The sequence below is a fragment of the Peptoniphilus sp. genome, assembly GCF_034090345.1.
In the GTDB taxonomy this organism is placed as follows: Bacteria; Bacillota; Clostridia; order Tissierellales; family Peptoniphilaceae; genus Peptoniphilus.
The window spans coordinates 62,047-80,282 of record NZ_JAXDSS010000015.1 but is presented as its reverse complement, the minus strand read 5'-3'; the positions used below and the strand labels follow the sequence as shown (position 1 = coordinate 80,282).

Genomic DNA, 18,236 nt, shown 5'->3' with positions numbered 1-18,236 from the left:
CTTACATAAAAAAACCGAAGCTCACAGAGCTCCGGATGGACGTCAAATTATAGCAAGATAAATTATCCTGCCTAAATACTCTTCTCCCATCCGGACTATAACCGTCGGTATCGGAATTTCACCGATTCAATCTTTCGACTCGTGGACTATCACCACCGGTGAGGAATTACACCTCGCCCTGAAGAAATATGAAAATGTTTTTCTTATTAAGAAAATAACATAAAAAACTTTAAAAGTAAACCTTAAATTTTAATTTTAAAATGGTTCATAATTATAAAATTTGTTATAATTATAGATGTTATTTATATAATAAATTATACGGAGGAAATTAATGGACCAAACAATTACTCTTGCTGAAATTAATTGGCAATTTATAGCAGGAGGTTTAGCACTTTTCCTATATGGTATTAAACTTATGGGAGATAGTTTGACAAATTTTGCCGGCACTAAGATTAGAAGTTATATAGAAAAATATACATCTTCTCCAATCAGTGCAATATTTGTAGGTATACTCATGACGGGTATAATGCAATCATCATCAGCCACTACAGTAATCGCCATAAGCTTGGTTAGAGCAGGTCTTATGAATCTTAAACAAGCTATAGGTATAACACTTGGTGCCAATATCGGTACTACAGTGACAGCAATCTTAATAGGTTTTGATTTAGATTATTTAGCATACTTTATTATATTAGTTGGTGTTTTAATATATATGCTCTCTGACAAAAAGAGAAGTACTTATGCTGGTGAAATAATAATAGGATTTGGACTTTTATTCATTGGACTAAATATGATGGGCGGTGCCCTTAAAGATTTAAAAAACATTGCAGGATTTGAAACTTTTGTTGTTAAAATGTCAACTACACCTGTATTTGGAGCTATAGTTGGCGCAATAGTGACAGGAGTAATACAATCTTCAAGTGCCATTGTAGGTATTGTACAATCACTATATCAAACAGATGCACTAACACTAAAAGCATCTCTTGGATTAGTATTTGGTGCAAATATAGGTACTACAATAACTGCCCTTTTGGCATCTATAGGCGGTACTGTTTCTGCTAAAAAGACCTCCTTATTTCACATTATATTTAACGTTGGAGTATCTGTAGTATTTTTAATTTTAATCACGCCTTATTACCATATCTTGTTGTTCATTGCTGAAAAATTTGAACTCAACAAGATGATGACTATAGCTGTTGGACACTTCATGTTTAATTTCTTAGGTATGCTTATATTCTTACCATTCATTTCTAAATTTGGAGAAATACTTGACAGACTTATGCCAGGTAAAGATGAGCTTGCAATTGACTATGGTAAAGTTGAATTTGATGAACAAATGATTAAAAATTTTCCAGCCGGTGCTTTAAAACAAGCAAGACTCGCTATCGAATCTGCTTCTGCTCTAGCTCTTCAGACTCTTCAAACTTCACAACAATATCTTGAAACTGGAGATAAAAAATACTTTGACAAAGTAAATCAAATAGAAGAAATAGTAAACTCACAAGATACGGAAATAGCAACTTACCTACTAAAAATTTCAAAAGAAAATTTATCTTCAGATATGATTTTGGAATACTCAGTAGATTTACAAGTTCAAAAAAACTTTGAGAGAATATCAGATTTAGCTCAGAATTTAGCAGAATACTATGCAATGATTTATGACTCTGGTGAAAAGATCAGTGAAGATGCAATGGAAGAATTAAAAGACGTATACGATCTTATTAGCAATATATATATAAATGCTGTAGAAGTTTTTAAAACTAATGATATATCACTTTATGATACTATGAAAGATGATGAAAACAAATTAAATCAATTGGAGTATAGATTAAGAGAATCACACTTCAATAGACTTACTACAAGACACGTAAAAGCAACAGTTGAAACATCACTTTTTGTAGACATCATTGGTACGCTTGAAAGAATTGGAGACCATGCATTCAACATAGCACGTATAACTTTTAAACCAATTAAAACGCACGATGAAAAAGCTGATCCTGCAGAATTTTTTGAATAATATTAAAACCACCTTGGTTGGTGGTTTTCAGAACGTAGACAAACCCCGAAAAAATTTCGGGGTTTGTCTACGTTCTGACATAAATCTTTTATAACTTTATGCTATAATGAAAAAAATAAAGGGGGATTTTCACTTGAATACTATAAAAGATATAAAAGGACCAGTTATATTTGTACTGTGTCTATTATTTTCTTTGGCAATAATGTTTAGTTTTAAGTATATTGTTTGGATACCGATAATAAATAATCTTTTATTGGGAATAAATTTTTTGATAGTATTTAGTCTAAGTATTTGGATTTTAATATTTCTTAAAAAAATCAAAGCCAGAGAAAAAGTTGAAAAATTTTTAAAAATAATTGTAATAATTTCATTTTTTCTACTATCAACTATAATAGTGTTTTTTTTAATCCTATTTTCTGTTTTTGCTGGAAAATCCAATAATAAAATTGAGTTTAAGAACCAGGTTTACTATTATCAAGATGAAGGATTTTTAGATACTTATTATGTATTTTATAGAAAAAAAAGCTTTTTTACTATGGAAAAATTATATAGCTACAATTATTTGCCTGAATTAAATGAAAAAAATTTAGAAGCACTTATTAAGGGCAATTATGAAAAAGAAAAAATTAAATCTAAAAAACCTAATGAAAATAAAAAACCTATAAAAAAAGAAATAAAGCCTTTAAGCCTAACAGAAAGAGAGGAACTAATAAACAAATATAAGGGGCCTGAATATATAAATAAAATTAAAGATTCCAATTATGTTATTATATCAGTTGACAAGGCTATGCACCAAAATTTATATTACTTTGGACTTGAAGAAGGAGAAAAAATAAAATATATTTCAGAGTTGCCTGAAAATTCAGCCTTTCTAGATGGACTTATAGAAGATGAAGTAATAAAATTAACATTTAAAGACACAAATGGAAAGCTTTATAAATATAAATCCATAAACGATGGTATAAGTTGGGAAATAGAAGAATAAGCTTGAACAAAACTTATTCACAAATATAAGGACTTATCTATAAAAAAGCAGTCTGAAAGTTCAAGCTACTTTTCTTAGTTAGCTTCCTTTTTTAAATTTAAATTTTTATCTCTTTAATTTGACAAATGAAAAATTTAAAAAACAATAAAATAAGTATTAAAGCTTCAAAAATATTCCATACATCACTATATTTAAGTTTGTTGCCTGCTACTTTATAAGTATATTTTATAGTCTAGATTTGGATATAAAAGTAGAGCTTATAAAAAGCTCTACTTAAGTAAATTATAATTCAGCTATTGCCTCTATTTCAAGAAGACCATTTTTAGGAAGTTTTCCAACTTCTACACAAGATCTTGCTGGTTTGTGGTCCCCGAAAAATTCAGTATAAACTTCATTTACTGCTGCAAAATCGGCTATGTTATCTAAGAAGATGTTTACTTTTACAATTTTATCAACGCTTGAACCAGCTTCTTCAACAATAGCCTTTACATTGTCTAAACTTTGTTGAGTAGCTTTTTTGATATCATCAGTTACTAATTCCCCAGTTTCTGGAACTAACGGAAGTTGTCCTGAAGTAAATACTAAATTACCAACTATCGTACCTTGTGAATATGGACCTACTGCTGCAGGTGCCTTTTCTGTTTGAATTATTTTCATATTTCCCCCTTGTCACTAAAATTGTCTCTATTAGACCAAAGTCTCTCAATATTATAGTACTCCCTTTCATCTTTGTGGAATACATGTACTATTATATCATCAAAATCCAATAGAATCCATCTCATTGAATTTCGGCCTTCTTTATTAGTAGGTTCAAAACCTGCCTCTGCCATCTTTTCTTCAACTTCATCTGCTATAGCAGAAACTTGAGTTGATGAATTGCCACTAACTATGACAAAATATTCTGCAATACCTGACATCTCTTGAATATCCAAAACTTGAATATCCATGCCCTTTTTATCTTCACATGCGTTTTTTATAATCTCAAGTTTTTTATTTACCATTTACTCTCCTTGCTTTAAATCCAATTCTCTAAGCAATTTATCCGTCGCATTTTCATCTAGAAAAAAATAAGAAATCTTATTCTTGTATCCAGCTCTACCAGGTAAAGTATGCTTTTCTATATTTTCCATTCTAAACCCACCAACATTCTTTCCAAGCTTCATAACAGTTGAAAAAGGCATATTGGTATCAGTATATTGCTCATACGCCTGCAGTAAAAGTGGTGCCTTAAGCCAAGTTTTAGGCTCCTTCAACTTCGACAAAAAAGCTCCGGCAAATTGTTGCTGAGCTTCAACCCTACCTAAATCTTGATTGACATAGCCCTTTCTAAATCTTAAAAACTGTATAGCCTCTTCGCCATTTAAAGTTTGGACACCCTTTTTAAGATCTATGTGTAGAGGAGGATCAGAATACTCATCATTATATTTCATATCCATAGGAACGTCCACTTCCACTCCATCAACTACATCAGTTACCTTTTTTACAAAGCCGTAGTCCACTACAACATAATTCTTTATATTTGTTCCCAGCGTATCATTAATAGTCTTTAAAGTCAACTCAGGACCACCAAAATTGAAGGAATGATTTAATTTTTGTCTTCCATGTCCCTCAATCTTAGCATAAGTATCACGCGGCACAGAAATTATATCAGTCTTTCCAGTCCCGGTATCAATACTTACAATCATCATAGTATCTGAACGTGTGCCATTTTCAATATTCTTAACGTCCTTTACGTCCACTCCCATAACTATAAAAGTTTCTCTTTTAGTACTATCATTAAACACTTCATTAAAGAAATCACTAGGATTTTCAATATGGTTTTTTAATAAAAAATATCCTATAGACCCTACAAACACTACAATAAGAATTAATAATGTAGCGAAAAACGCCTTAAAAAACCTTCCCATTCCTCATCTCCAATAAGTAATTTCTGGCATCAAAAGTATATCTCGCAATATAATTCATGTCTTTTGCCAAAAACAAAATTGTATTATTCAAACTTTCCAACATAGCTAAATCAATATCCTCATAACTCAACTTACGAGCTCTCTCAACACCAGTAAAGTTTCTCATAGGCTCTATATAATCAGCCAAATATATAACCTTATCCAGCATAGTCATATTAGCTCTGCCGGTAGTATGAAATCTTATAGCATTTAAAATTTCTTCATCATCTATTCCGTATCTTTGCTTCGCTATTTCAGCGCCCAAAAAAGAATGAATTATCTGTGGTGAAAAATGCATATCATGAGTGAGTTCAAGATTGTATTCCCTACATTTTTCAAGTAGCAAATTCAAATCTCTTATCTTGGCGCAGTCGTGAAAAAGACCCGCTATCTTAGCTTTTTTAATATTAACCCCATGTATATTAGCAAGTTTTTGAGCTTCATCCGCCACTCTTAAAGTGTGTTCAAATCTCTTTTCTCCTATTAAGGAGATTATTTCATCTCTATATTTTTCTATCACTTGTACAATTCCTTCTCTTTTATAAAATCTATAACAACATCTGGTATGAGATACTTAACTGATTTATCCTTGGAAATTCTATTTCTCAAATCAGTAGAAGAAATTTCATAAAGCGGGGTTTCTACTATATTAATCTTGGCATCATATTTTTGCTTTAAATATTTCAGCTCAAGAGCCAAAATTTGAGTAGACACATATTCAGGTCTAATAGCACAAATAAATTCAACCCTTTTAAATAAAAGGTCTATCTTTTTCCAAGTCTTTAGTTGAAAAAGAGTGTCTGAGCCAATTATGAAATAAATTTTTCCGTCAAGCTCACTTTCTAACTTAGAAATAGTGTCCACAGTGTAACTTATGTCACTATTTTTCACTTCAATATCTGAAATAGAAAAATACTTATTTTCCTGAACTGCCAACTCAACCATCTCATACCTAAGACTTGCATCAGTAGTTTCTTTGTGAGGTGGATTTCCAGTTGGAACAAAAATTATCTCATCAAGTCCCATATCCACCCTGATATATTCACTTATCATCAAATGTCCAAGATGAATAGGATTGAAAGTCCCACCCATTATGCCATACTTTTTCATTATTCAAACCTTACAGCTCTATCTTTTTATTTTCCTTAGATTCTCTATAAATAGTAAGTTTATTTCCTATTTGTTGTACAAACTCAGCATTTGTAGCATCTAATATCTCTTCTACAATCTCTCTTGCTTCTACAGGTGAATTTTTTAGAACAGTTATCTTTACCAACTCATGGTCTTCCAAACTCTTATCTATTTGAGATAACACTCCATCTCCAATACCACCCTTGCCAACTTGAATCAATGGATTTAAAGTGTTGGCAATTGACTTTAAATATGATCTTTGCTTTCCTGTTAACATTTTACTCCTATTCAAAAAACTCAAATTCGTAGTCTCCGATAAACACCGAGTCCCCTTCACCTACGCCAAGTTCCTTAAGTTTTTCCACAACTCCGTTCTTTCTCAAATTTTCTTGGAAATAACGAAGTGAATCTCTATCTTCAAAATTAGTAGATCTCAACAACTTGTCAATATAAGGTCCATCTACAATATACTCATCATTTTCTATATATACCTTGATTCCCTCTTCACGAACTTCCTCTTCAACATGGATTTCATCATAAGTTTCATATTCTTGCTCTTCGACACTCTGAAGTTCAGTGTAAACAGCTTTCATCAGCTCATTTAAATTTTCAGTAGTGGCTGATGAACCGGCAAATATCTTATAGTTAGATAACTCTTTCTTTACCCTTTCAACATTTTCCTCACTACCCGGTATATCAGTCTTATTTAAAAATATAACTTGCTTCTTTTGAGAAAGCCTTTCATTATAATTCTTCATTTCCTCATTGATTTTATAAAAATCTTCAATCGGGTCCCTACCCTCTTGACCAGAAGCGTCAATTACATGAATTAAGACCTTGGTTCTCTCAACGTGTTTTAAAAATTCATCACCAAGGCCAATTCCCTCACTTGCTCCCTCAATAAGACCAGGAATGTCTGCAATAACAAAACTCATCTCATTTCCAAGACTTACAACACCAAGATTGGGGGTCAAAGTTGTGAAATGATAATTTGCAATCTTAGGCTTAGCCGCAGTTACAACAGAAAGTATAGTGGACTTACCTACATTAGGAAACCCTACAAGCCCTACATCCGCAAGCATCTTTAACTCAAGAATTACTTCTCTTTCCTGACCACGAGTACCGGCCTGTGCAAAAGAAGGCGCCTGTCTAGTAGAACTGGTATACTTAGCATTTCCCTTTCCGCCACGTCCACCTTTACAAATGACATACTCATCATTCACACTCTTTAAATCAACAATAACTCCGCCAGACTTAGCATCCTTTACAAGAGTTCCAACAGGAACACGCAACACTATATCCTCACCGTCTTTACCAAACTTGAGCTTGTTCATTCCATTTCCGCCGCTCTCAGCTTTATAAACTTTCTGATACCTAAAGTCCATAAGAGTGTGTAACCCGGAATCTGTCTTTATGATGATATCTCCGCCACGTCCTCCGTTTCCGCCCGCAGGGCCGCCAGCTGGCTCATATTTTTCTCTTCTCCAAGCCACAGCTCCATCTCCGCCATGACCCGCTTGTAATTTTATCTCTGCTCTATCTATAAACATATTTCATCACTCTTTAATTATATCATTTAAATCCTGCCAAACTTATTAAAGTAAAGCTAAGATTTCTATAATATTTCTAAGAAAAAAAGTCGTAGGTTTCTACGACTTTTGTGTTTAAGCGTAAACGCTAACTATCTTTTTGTTACCTCTGCCTTTGGTTTCAAATTTAACTACTCCATCTGCAGTTGCAAATAGTGTATCATCATTACCACGCATAACGTTTAGTCCCGGATGGAACTTAGTACCTCTTTGTCTTACAATAATGTTACCGCTAAGTACAGGTTGTCCGTCACTTCTCTTAACCCCAAGTCTCTTAGAATTAGAATCACGACCGTTCTTTGATGAACCTACACCCTTCTTAGAAGAAAATAACTGTAAATCAAACTTTATCATTATCCCACCTCCTGTGAGTTGTTATCTACTTTAAGCATCACATGCTCCGAGTAATTTTTTTCCAACAAGCTTAGTCCCTCAATTAAAAACAAGAAACTATCTTGTAACTTTATATAATCAGATTTATTTTTAAAAACGATCTTTAAATATCCCGAATCTTGTTCATCATAGATATCCCCTTCAGCAATACCCAAATTGTTTATCGCTTGAAAATAAAGTGTTTGAGTGAGAATTGAAACCCCTGCACACACAATATCATACTCAGAATTTCCATAATCAGCATGTCCCTTAGACCTAAATCCGAAATATAAATCATCTTCCCTATAAAGAGTTATCTCAACCATTAGTTAATAGCACTGATTTCTACTAATGTATATGGTTGTCTGTGTCCTCTTCTTTTTCTTTCGTTCTTCTTAGATTTGTATTTGAAAACAACAATTTTCTTATCCTTAGCTTGTGCAAGAACTTTAGCTTCTACTTTAGCTCCTTCAACATAAGGCTTACCAATCTTTGTAGATTCTCCACCAACTAAAAGGACTTTGTCAAAACTTACGTTAGAACCTTCTTCAACGTCTAACTTTTCAACCTTTACTTTGTCTCCAACTTTAACTTGGTATTGTTTACCACCTGTTTCGATTACTGCGTACACTGTAGCACCTCCTCATTTTCAAGACTCGCCTAATAGGTAATATAAAATTTTAAACCTAGTTCGTGCGGTTACTCTTGGTATATTAACACAAAGGCTTGTATTTTGCAAGAAAAAAGCTATTAAAATTAACTTTTTAAGCTATTTAATTCTTTAAAATTTTTATAACCTGAATAATCAAATATATAAGAACCACAAACCCAAAAATTATTTGAGTACATCTACTGAATAAATTAGTAAAATAAAATACAAGACCTATCAATAAAATTATCAATCCAATAATAAAATCTTTCAATCCATATTCTCCTCATAAAGACTAGTACTCCACTTTATCTAAAATCCCTTTTAATTTTGATATTGCTAGTCCATAATTTGTAACTGAGATTTTTGCGGTTTTTGCCTTCTCTATTCGATTCATTACTCTCGCCCTGTTAAACATACAGCTTCCACACATAATTATCAAATCATAGTCAAGTTCTTTTGGAAAATCCAATCCTCTTGAAAAATCTATTTGCATATCTCCATACTTTGCTCTTAGCATCTTTGGAATTTTAATTCTCCCTATGTCTTCTTCAAGTGGAGCGTGTGTACAAGCTTCTGAAATTAAAATTTTAGAGTTTTCATCTAACTTATCTATTTTTTCTGCGCCTTTTACAAGTTCTGTTATATCACCCTTGGCTCTTGCCATTAGTATAGAAAATGAAGTTATCTTAGAGTTTTTAGGTTTTAGTTTATAAACTTCTCCGAACACTTGTGAATCTGTGATAATCATGTCCGGAGCATTTTTTAATAATTCAAGTGTTCGCTCTAAATCATCTGTCTTACAAGAGAATACTGAGCAACCCAAGTCAAGTAGAGCTCTAATAGTTTGGACCTGTGGAAGAATCAATCTGCCCTTAGGCGCTTGTAAGTCTTGTGGCATTACCAACACAACAGTTTCTCCACCTACTAAAAGTCCTTCTAGCAATGGCCTTTCGCCTATCAATTCTTTTGCGACTTCTCTTATCTTTGCTAAAATTTCTTCTTTGACAAATTTGGTGTATCCTTCTTTTTCTGAGCCGGAGTTATCTATCTTTATAAGAGGTTTTTTTATGCTCTTTAATATTTCCAAAAGTTCATCGTTAGTCTGATTCCTTTCAATATAGATTAAAATATCACACTCTTCTAATACTTTTTTTGTACGCTCGACTCTCTTTTCTCCAAGTTCTGAATAGTCGTCGAATCCCGCGGTATCTATTAGCGTTGTAGCCCCAACGCCTTGAATCTCCATCGGTTTATAAACCGGATCTGTAGTAGTCCCTGAAACACTCGACACGAGTGATGTTTCCTGCCCTGTCAACAAATTTACCAATGTCGATTTCCCTGCATTTGTGCTTCCAAAAATCCCTATATGAATTCTGTTTCCCTTTGGAACTTTAATTCCTTTAGAATCTAAAATCTCTTTCTCCACTTTTTATTTTCTCCAAGTATTCTTTAGTTCTCTCTCTAACTTTTTCATTCTTTATTACTCTCAAATTTTCTTCTATTATTCTATTTCCCTCTTCAAGAGTCTTTTCATTTCCATAGTCGCACATATATTCTTCAAGGGTTATCAATGCATTTGGATGGCAACAGTTCACGATTTGCCCGCTCTTTAAAAGACTCATAAATCTATCGCCTGTCCTCCCTTCTCTGTAACAAGCTGTACAAAAACTTGGTATGTGTCCAAGTTCTAAAAGCCAGTTAACTACTTCTTGCAATGACCTTCTATCTGATACATCAAATTGTGCCGACTCAGATTCTATATCTTTTATATATCCTCCGACAGCTGTTCTTGAGCCCCCCGATATTTGACTTACCCCAAGGTCAAGAGCCTTTCTTCTCATTTCCATAGATTCTCTTGTGGAGATTATCATTCCTGTGTATGGAACTGCTATTCTAATGAGGGCTATTAATTTTTCAAATGTTTCATCGTCTAATGCGTTTTTAAAATCTTCTGTATCTATGTCATCAGCCGGGCAAATTCTCGGCACTGAAATTGTGTGTGGGCCAACTCCAAATGTGGCTTCTAAATGTTCTGCGTGCATTAATAGGCCTATGAGTTCATATTTATAGTTTTCAAGTCCGTATAACACGCCAATCCCTACGTCATCTATCCCCGCTTCCATTGCTCTATCCATTGCCTCTGTATGGTATGCGTAGTTTGACTTTGGTCCTGTTGGATGAAGTGCTTCGTAATTTTCTTTGTTATATGTCTCTTGGAAAAGTATATACGTTCCTATTCCGGCTTCTTTTAATTTTTTATAGCTTTCAACGTCTGTGGCCGCTATGTTTACATTAATTCTTCTAATTGATCCATTTTTATGTTTTGTATCGTAAATTGTCTTTATACTTTCTAATACATAGTCTAGTGGATTGTTTACCGGGTCTTCTCCAAGCTCAACTGCTATTCTTTTATGCCCCATATTTTGTAATGCTATTACTTCTTGTCTTATCTCGTCTTGTGTAAGCTTTATTCTTGGAATACTCTTATTTTTACTATGGTAAGGGCAATATACACAACCGTTCACACAATAGTTTGATAAATAAAGTGGAGCAAAGAGTACAATTCTATTCCCATAAAATTTTTCTTTTATCTCTCTTGCTATGGACTTCATCTCTTCTATTATTTCCTCATCTTCACAGTTTAGTAAAATAGCAGCTTCTCTGTGTGCAAGTCCCTTTAAGCTTCTGGCCTTTTGTAAAAGTTGTCTATGTAATTCATAGTTATCTTTGTTCTTTTTCCCATACTTTAACGATTCTAAAATTTCATCATTATCTATAAATTCAGTAGCTAATTTACTTTTTACGTTGTACATCTTTAAAATCTCCTCTATTCATAACAACACAGTAACCTAATTTCCCAAACATACTTTTTAATTCTTCTAAATTTTCTGCTGCTTCTATTTTGAAACAAGCTTTATCTTTATACAGGGCATAGTCTTTCCTTCTATAAGTCGGGGTCATATTCGGCATATATACATTCGCTGCAAATTCTATTGCCTTATCTCTCCACTCTTTTGAAAGTGTTGCAAGTGAAGTAGTGGCCGGTATATTGGCTTTTGGGAACATAATTCTCAAAATGCATAGTAAAAATACCGTAAGTTCCGCCGACCCACTCTCTTCATTTTCAAATGGTGTCCCTTTTGCCGGTATAAAAGGTCCTATCCCCACCATTTCAGGGTTTAACTCCGATAGGTAAACTAAGTCCTCTGCTATGTTTGATACTGTCTGCCCTGGTGACCCAACCATAATTCCTGAGCCTGTTTGAAACCCAAGCTTTTTTAAATTACTTAAAGCTTGTAACCTATGCTCTTGGCTCATAGATTTTGGATGGAGTTTATAGTAATGTTCTTGATTTTTAGTTTCGTGTCTCAATAGAAATCTATCAGCTCCTGCCAATTTATATTTCTCCAACACATCAAACTCTTTCTCCCCCACCGATAGAGTTATTGCCGTTTCAGGATTGATTTTTTTAATCTCTCTAATTATCTCCATCAGTTCTTCGTCTTTAAATCCGTTGTCTTCCCCACCTTGCAACACAAATGTTTTAAATCCTATTTCCGTTCCGAGCTTTACACTTTCCAATATTTCCTCTTTGGAAAGTCTGTATCTATTTACATCACGATTAGAAGCTCTTATTCCACAATAATAGCAGTCATTTTTACAACAATTTGAAATTTCTATAAGGCCTCTGACATATATTTCTTTATTAAAAAATCTTTTTGTGATTGCCTTTGCCGAAAGATATACTTCATCTAATATCATATCTCTATTTTCGATTAGCAATTCAAATTCTTCTTTTTTTAATTTTCTTGTCTTTAACAATTTATCAAAAATTAAATAAATATCGCTTTTAAAAATCTTTTTATTCATCTTAATATCCTCACAAACTAAGAAAATTATAGCACAAAACAATGGTGTTAATATTAAATTTTAAATTTAAAATAAATTGGTCGGTATTAAAATTAAATTTATTTTATATCTTTAAATGGCTTGGTTATTAAGTTTTCTAATTTTTCTAAACTGTCTGTCTAAATATTTCAAAACAACTAAAAAACAGTATACTTTTATTTGTTTTTTACAAATTTTATTCTTTGTGATTTTAAACTTTGGGTATATTAACATCATAAAGGAGTTGCTTATGAAAGAAGTTTTTAAAAATATATATACGTTTGAAGTTACTTTGCCTAAAAGCCCTTTAAAGGCTATAAATTCTTATGTAATCAAGGGCAAAGATAGAAATTTATTGGTTGACACCGGATATAACAAACCTGAATCAAAGTCCGATTTATTAGAAGGTCTTAGCGAGCTTGGACTTGAGATAAAAGATATGGACTTAGTCATCACTCATCTACACGCTGACCACAGTGGACTCGTAAATTTATTTAGTGATGCCAATTGCAAAATATACGCAAGCAAAGTTGATGGAAAATTTATAAATTCAATGAGTAATGACACTTATTGGAATATGATGGATGGTTTTAAACATCTATATGGTGTCGATGAAGATGAAATGACCATAGCTGACAACCCAGGTTATAATTTTAAACTCGACCATCCTGTTGAATTTATTGAACTCAAATTTGGAGACACTTTAAAAATTGATGATTATGAATTTGAAGTTTTGAATTTGAAAGGTCATACCCCCGGGCACATAGGACTTTATGATAAAAATCACAAAATATTATTTGGTGCCGATACCGTTCTAGACCCGATAACACCAAATATAACTTTTTGGGGTTTTGAATATCCTGATATTCTTGGAACTTATTTTAAAACTCTTTCTAAGTTGAATAAAATGGATTTAAAATATATCTTTTCTTCTCATAGAAGAATAATAGACAATCATAAAGAACGAATTGAGGAACTATTTATTCATCATAAAAACAGATTACAAGAGATTTTAGATGTAATGGACAGCGACAAAGAATATACTATTAAAGAGCTTTCTTCTATGATCACTTGGAAAATAAAGGCTGACAATTGGAATGAATTCCCTAAACCTCAAAAGTGGTTTGCAACCGGAGAAACCATGTCACACGCTGAGCACTTATTATACACAGGTAATTTGAGTATGAAAAATAAAAATGGAATTTTATACTTTAAAAAATTAAAAAATACTATTGAAAATATATTTCCGAAAAACTAAAATCTAATATTTAAAGATATTGAGAAACCCCTTAATTCTTTTATGAACAAGGGGTTTTTTTATCCAATTATTAAATTTTCTAATACTTCATTTGGTGGCACTATTGGATATACATCAAAGTCTTTATCTATATTACATTGAACAAATAACGGTTCATTTGTATCGGCTTCTTTTAAGATTCTCTGTAACTCATTTAAATTTTCCACTTCATGGCTTTCTATACTAAATGACTCGCACAATTTTAGATAGTCTATGTTAAATGATATATCCGTTTCCGAATATCTTTCGTTAGAAAAAAGTTTTTGCCACTGTCTAACCATTCCCAGTGAATGATTATTAAACAACAAAATTACAATCGGTAGATTATAATCTCTTACTGTTGCCAACTCATTTAAATTCATTCTAAAACTTCCATCTCCTGTCACAAGAACTACTCTCTTGTTTGGATTTCCAACTGCTGAGCCTATTGCTGCTCCAAGTCCAAAGCCCATAGTTCCAAGTCCGCCTGATGTTACAAAGTTTCTACCTTGTTTGAATTTCCAGTGTTGTGCTGTCCACATTTGATGTTGTCCTACATCTGTTGTCACTATTGTACCATTTTTATCTTCCAAAACTTCATTGGCAACTCTTAGAATATTTTGAGGGTGGAATAAATTTTCATCTAATTTATCTGTGTTCTTATATGAATTTATTTCATCTCTCCACTTACCATTATCCATTGGCTCCATAGTTTCTATTAATTTTTTTAATATTTCTTTACTATACCCCAAAACCTGTAAATCTGGTGTTATATTCTTTCCAAGTTCACTTTTGTCTATTTCTATGTGAATTATTTTTGCATTTGATGCAAAAGCGCTACACACTCCTGTGCCTCTATCGCTAAACCTTGTTCCTATTGCAATAACTAAATCAGCTTTTGAAATTGCAAAGTTCGCCTCTCTAAATCCATGCATTCCCATAAGTCCAAGCGACAATTCTTCATTTCTATCTATGCTCCCCAACCCCATTAATGTATTTAAAACTGGAATGTCCATTTTTTTTGCAAACTCTACTAATTCATCGATTGAGTCTTGAGTTTTTATTCCTCCACCTGCATATATAACCGGTCTTTTTGAATTTCTTATAAGTTCTACAAGTTCATCTACATTAGTTTCTTTTATTTTTCCAACAAATTCTTCTTCAATTTCTTCTTTTGGATCTTGAAATGGTTCAAAATCTATTTCTTCTATAAATAGATTTTTAGGTATATCTATTAAAACTGGTCCTTTTCTACCATTTTGTGCAATTTTAAACGCTTCTTTTATCGTAGGCACTATTTCTTTAGTATCTCTTAATAGATAGCTATGTTTTGTAACCGAAAGTGTCATTCCCGTTATATCTATCTCTTGAAAAGAATCTTTCCCAAGCATTGAAGTTGGAACTTGACCTGTTATTATTACCATTGGAGTTGAATCCATATATGCTGTAGCTATTCCCGTTATTGCATTTGTCGCTCCTGGACCTGATGTAGTTATACATACTCCTGTTTTGCCCGTACTTCTTGAATATCCATCAGCTGCATGCACAAGTCCTTGTTCGTGAGAAGTTCTAATGTGTAAAAAATCTTTTTTATAATCGTATAAAGCGTCATACAGAGGGATTACTGCTCCTCCTGGATAGCCAAACAAAGTATCTACTCCCTCTTTTTTCAAACACTCTAAAACTAATTCAGCTCCGTTCATAACCTACTCCTAACTGCAAATTGCTCCCTTATCTGCTGAAGATACCAACTTGACATACTTGGATAAATATCCATCAACTTGTTTTTTCAATGGCTCAAAGTTTTCTCTTCTCTTTGTGTATTCCGCTTCGTCCATTACTACATCAAGTGTTGATTTTTCTAAATCAATTTTTATTGTATCTCCATCTTCAATTAAACCTATCATTCCACCTTCGTACGCTTCTGGAGAAATGTGTCCTATACAAAATCCTCTTGTGCCTCCTGAAAATCTTCCGTCTGTCAAAAGGCATACATCTTTATCTAAATTCATTCCCGAAAGCACGGCAGTAGGCGTTAGCATTTCTCTCATACCCGGCCCACCTTTTGGACCTTCGTATCTTATAACCACAACATCTCCTGCAACTATCTTTCCTAAAAGAATTGCGCTCACTGCTTCATCTTCTGAGTTATATACTTTAGCACTTCCCTCAAAAACTTTTACGCTCGCATCAACTGCCGATTTTTTTATAACGGCTCCGTCTGGTGCTAAATTTCCTCTTAAAACTTTTATTCCACCTTCATTTGAATATGGGTTTGTGAAATCCCTAATCACTTCACTATTTTTCTTTTCGACTAATGTACTTCCCATATCAGTTCCGTACACTGTCTTTGTATCTAAATTTATTAAACCCATCTTGCTGAGTTCGTTCATTACAGCTTTTACGCCGCCTGAAACGTGCAAATCTTCCATATAGTGATTTCCAGCCGGACTTAGTTTACACAAATTTGGTGTCTTCGAGCTGATTTCATTTATTAAATCTAAATTTATATCAACTCCTGCTTCGTGTGCTATTGCTGTTAAATGCAATACTGTATTCGTTGAACAACCAAGCGCCATATCCACTGTCAAAGCATTGTGGAACGCTTCTTTTGTCATTATATCTCTTGGTTTTAAATCTTTTTTAAGTAGTTCCATAATCTTCATTCCGGCGTATTTTGCAAGTCTTTTTCTATCTGCATAAACTGCCGGTATTGAAGCATTGCCATTGAGTGCCATTCCAAGAGCCTCTGTCATACAGTTCATTGAATTTGCAGTGAACATTCCTGAACACGAGCCACAAGTTGGACAAGCTGACTCTTCCAAACATTTTAATTCGTCACAAGTCATCTTATTGTCCGCAACTTTTCCAACAGCTTCAAAAACTGTAGTTATATCTGCGTTTTTGCCATTGAATTTACCCGCCAACATTGGCCCGCCACTTATGATTATTGATGGAATATTAACTCTTGCCGCCGCCATCAACATAGCCGGAACAACTTTATCACAACTTGGTATCAACACAAGGGCGTCAAGTGAATGAGCTCTTGCCATTATTTCTATACTGTCGCAGATAACTTCTCTGCTCACAAGAGAATACTTCATTCCCTCGTGGTTCATAGATATTCCGTCGCAAACAGCTATCGCCGGAAATTCAAGTGGAGTGCCGCCCTCTGCCAACACACCTCTCTTGACAGCTTCGGATATTTCTCTTAACCCAACGTGTCCCGGAACAATTTCGTTAAACGAATTCACTATTCCGACAAACGGCTTTGCTATTTCTTCATCAGTTAGACCTGTTGCTTTTAATAATGCTCTGTGAGGGGCTTTGGTAAGTCCTGACTTAGCTAATCCACTTTTCATTTTTCCCCCTTACTTCTTTAAAAAACTCATCATACTTCTTAAATTTTTGCCAACTTCTGTAACTTCACTATTCTTTGCATCTTCTCTATACTTGTTGAAGTTCACTCTGCCATTTTCATTTTCTGCAATCCATTCTTTTGCAAATTTTCCACTTTGTATATCGCTTAGAACTTCTTTCATTGAGTTCTTTACGTGATCGTCTATAATTCTTCCACCTGATACGTAGTCTCCGTATTCAGCTGTATCACTTATGCTGTATCTCATTCCTTCAAATCCGCCGGCATAAAGTAAATCCACAACCAATTTCATCTCATGTAGACATTCAAAATATGCAACTTCCTTTTGGTATCCAGCTGCAACAAGAGTTTCAAATCCGGCTTTCATCAAAGCATTAACTCCGCCGCATAAAACTGCTTGCTCTCCGAATAAATCTGTTTCAGTTTCTTCTTTAAAACTTGTTTCAAGCACACCGGCTCTTGTCGCTCCAATTCCCTTTGCATATTGTAGAACTAAACTGTCTGCATCTCCTGTGTAATTATTTTCAACTGCAAACACAGCCGGAACACCACTGTTCTCAACAAATACACTTCTAACTAAATGGCCAGGACCCTTAGGCGCCACCATAATAACATTGACATTTGTAGGAGGTTTTATTTGTCCAAAGTGAATATTGAATCCATGAGCAAACACCAAAGTTTGACCTTCTCTCAAATTAGGTTCAATTTCATTTTCATATACTTTTTTTTGTTTTTCATCAGGGATTAGCATAACCAAAACATCAGCTTGCTTAGTTGCATCTGCAACGCTAAGTACATCAAAGCCATCTGCCTTTGCAACTTCAGCAGACTTGCTTCCTTCATATAGTGCTATTACAACATCGCAGCCACTATCTCTTAAATTTTGAGCATGAGCATGACCTTGGCTACCATAACCAACCACTGCCACTTTCTTGCTCTTTAACGAATCTAAATTTACATCCTTATCATAATACATCTTTGCCATTTTATTCCTCCTACTA

General features: G+C 33.7%; 20 protein-coding genes, 1 riboswitch and 1 other annotated feature. Of the genes, 3 read left to right on the top strand and 17 right to left on the bottom strand.

Annotated features, from left to right (window positions below):
- Positions 1–74 precede the first annotated feature (74 nt).
- Positions 75–190: riboswitch (FMN riboswitch) on the bottom strand.
- Between the two features lie 141 nt (positions 191–331).
- Positions 332–2,017, top strand: a complete 1,686-nt coding sequence (locus SOR77_RS01470; protein ID WP_320635433.1) for a Na/Pi cotransporter family protein — start codon at positions 332–334, stop codon at positions 2,015–2,017.
- A 129-nt stretch (positions 2,018–2,146) separates the two neighbouring features.
- On the opposite strand, the gene SOR77_RS01465 is transcribed toward SOR77_RS01470, so the two are convergent.
- Positions 2,147–2,455, bottom strand: a complete 309-nt coding sequence (locus SOR77_RS01465; protein ID WP_320635432.1) for a hypothetical protein — start codon at positions 2,453–2,455, stop codon at positions 2,147–2,149.
- Positions 2,456–2,552: 97 nt separating this feature from the next.
- Here SOR77_RS01465 and SOR77_RS01460 point away from each other — a divergent pair, with 97 nt between their 5' ends.
- Positions 2,553–3,002 (top strand): hypothetical protein, encoded by a 450-nt coding sequence (locus SOR77_RS01460; protein ID WP_320635431.1) that lies wholly within the window; start codon positions 2,553–2,555, stop codon positions 3,000–3,002.
- A 282-nt stretch (positions 3,003–3,284) separates the two neighbouring features.
- On the opposite strand, the gene SOR77_RS01455 is transcribed toward SOR77_RS01460, so the two are convergent.
- From SOR77_RS01455 to hydE, 13 genes are all read right to left on the bottom strand, one after another.
- Positions 3,285–3,659, bottom strand: coding sequence for a RidA family protein (locus SOR77_RS01455; protein ID WP_004821457.1), 375 nt, complete (start codon positions 3,657–3,659; stop codon positions 3,285–3,287).
- Entirely contained in the window at positions 3,656–4,003 is a 348-nt protein-coding gene (gene rsfS, locus SOR77_RS01450) for a ribosome silencing factor (protein WP_004821456.1), read from the bottom strand. Before rsfS ends, SOR77_RS01455 begins: the two co-directional genes overlap by 4 nt.
- On the bottom strand, positions 4,004–4,909 hold the full coding sequence (locus tag SOR77_RS01445) for an LCP family protein (protein WP_320635430.1): 906 nt from the start codon (positions 4,907–4,909) through the stop codon (positions 4,004–4,006).
- Positions 4,893–5,468, bottom strand: coding sequence for a bis(5'-nucleosyl)-tetraphosphatase (symmetrical) YqeK (gene yqeK / locus SOR77_RS01440; RefSeq protein ID WP_320635429.1), 576 nt, complete (start codon positions 5,466–5,468; stop codon positions 4,893–4,895). The genes SOR77_RS01445 and yqeK overlap by 17 nt, the downstream gene beginning before the upstream one ends.
- The gene (nadD, locus tag SOR77_RS01435; RefSeq protein WP_320635428.1) at positions 5,465–6,058 is read right to left on the bottom strand and encodes a nicotinate-nucleotide adenylyltransferase; all 594 of its coding nucleotides are present in this window, start codon (positions 6,056–6,058) and stop codon (positions 5,465–5,467) included. Before nadD ends, yqeK begins: the two co-directional genes overlap by 4 nt.
- 10 nt (positions 6,059–6,068) lie before the next feature.
- Complete coding sequence (gene yhbY / locus SOR77_RS01430) at positions 6,069–6,356, bottom strand: ribosome assembly RNA-binding protein YhbY (protein ID WP_004821446.1); 288 nt, start codon at positions 6,354–6,356, stop codon at positions 6,069–6,071.
- Between the two features lie 7 nt (positions 6,357–6,363).
- Positions 6,364–7,629 carry a GTPase ObgE gene (gene obgE / locus SOR77_RS01425; RefSeq protein WP_320635427.1) on the bottom strand — a complete coding sequence of 422 codons (1,266 nt, stop codon included), beginning with the start codon at positions 7,627–7,629 and terminating at the stop codon, positions 6,364–6,366.
- A 114-nt stretch (positions 7,630–7,743) separates the two neighbouring features.
- On the bottom strand, positions 7,744–8,022 hold the full coding sequence (gene rpmA / locus SOR77_RS01420) for a 50S ribosomal protein L27 (protein ID WP_004821442.1): 279 nt from the start codon (positions 8,020–8,022) through the stop codon (positions 7,744–7,746).
- On the bottom strand, positions 8,022–8,366 hold the full coding sequence (locus tag SOR77_RS01415; protein ID WP_320635426.1) for a ribosomal-processing cysteine protease Prp: 345 nt from the start codon (positions 8,364–8,366) through the stop codon (positions 8,022–8,024). Before SOR77_RS01415 ends, rpmA begins: the two co-directional genes overlap by 1 nt.
- The gene (rplU, locus tag SOR77_RS01410) at positions 8,366–8,671 is read right to left on the bottom strand and encodes a 50S ribosomal protein L21 (protein ID WP_320635425.1); all 306 of its coding nucleotides are present in this window, start codon (positions 8,669–8,671) and stop codon (positions 8,366–8,368) included. The genes SOR77_RS01415 and rplU overlap by 1 nt, the downstream gene beginning before the upstream one ends.
- An 11-nt stretch (positions 8,672–8,682) precedes the next feature.
- Positions 8,683–8,751: a sequence feature (ribosomal protein L21 leader region), on the bottom strand.
- Positions 8,752–8,984: 233 nt separating this feature from the next.
- Entirely contained in the window at positions 8,985–10,118 is a 1,134-nt protein-coding gene (hydF, locus tag SOR77_RS01405; protein WP_320635424.1) for a [FeFe] hydrogenase H-cluster maturation GTPase HydF, read from the bottom strand.
- Positions 10,093–11,505 carry a [FeFe] hydrogenase H-cluster radical SAM maturase HydG gene (hydG, locus tag SOR77_RS01400; RefSeq protein WP_320635423.1) on the bottom strand — a complete coding sequence of 471 codons (1,413 nt, stop codon included), beginning with the start codon at positions 11,503–11,505 and terminating at the stop codon, positions 10,093–10,095. Before hydG ends, hydF begins: the two co-directional genes overlap by 26 nt.
- Positions 11,486–12,562 carry a [FeFe] hydrogenase H-cluster radical SAM maturase HydE gene (gene hydE, locus SOR77_RS01395; protein ID WP_320635422.1) on the bottom strand — a complete coding sequence of 359 codons (1,077 nt, stop codon included), beginning with the start codon at positions 12,560–12,562 and terminating at the stop codon, positions 11,486–11,488. The genes hydG and hydE overlap by 20 nt, the downstream gene beginning before the upstream one ends.
- A 268-nt stretch (positions 12,563–12,830) precedes the next feature.
- Here hydE and SOR77_RS01390 point away from each other — a divergent pair, with 268 nt between their 5' ends.
- The gene (locus tag SOR77_RS01390; protein ID WP_320635421.1) at positions 12,831–13,838 is read left to right on the top strand and encodes an MBL fold metallo-hydrolase; all 1,008 of its coding nucleotides are present in this window, start codon (positions 12,831–12,833) and stop codon (positions 13,836–13,838) included.
- A 59-nt stretch (positions 13,839–13,897) separates the two neighbouring features.
- On the opposite strand, the gene ilvB is transcribed toward SOR77_RS01390, so the two are convergent.
- Genes ilvB through ilvC form a run of 3 tightly spaced genes read right to left on the bottom strand, consistent with a single transcriptional unit; the run spans position 13,898 to position 18,220 of the window.
- Positions 13,898–15,559, bottom strand: a complete 1,662-nt coding sequence (gene ilvB / locus SOR77_RS01385; RefSeq protein ID WP_320635420.1) for a biosynthetic-type acetolactate synthase large subunit — start codon at positions 15,557–15,559, stop codon at positions 13,898–13,900.
- A 9-nt stretch (positions 15,560–15,568) separates the two neighbouring features.
- Entirely contained in the window at positions 15,569–17,218 is a 1,650-nt protein-coding gene (gene ilvD, locus SOR77_RS01380; RefSeq protein ID WP_320635419.1) for a dihydroxy-acid dehydratase, read from the bottom strand.
- 9 nt (positions 17,219–17,227) lie between these two features.
- On the bottom strand, positions 17,228–18,220 hold the full coding sequence (ilvC, locus tag SOR77_RS01375; protein ID WP_320635418.1) for a ketol-acid reductoisomerase: 993 nt from the start codon (positions 18,218–18,220) through the stop codon (positions 17,228–17,230).
- Positions 18,221–18,236 lie beyond the last annotated feature (16 nt).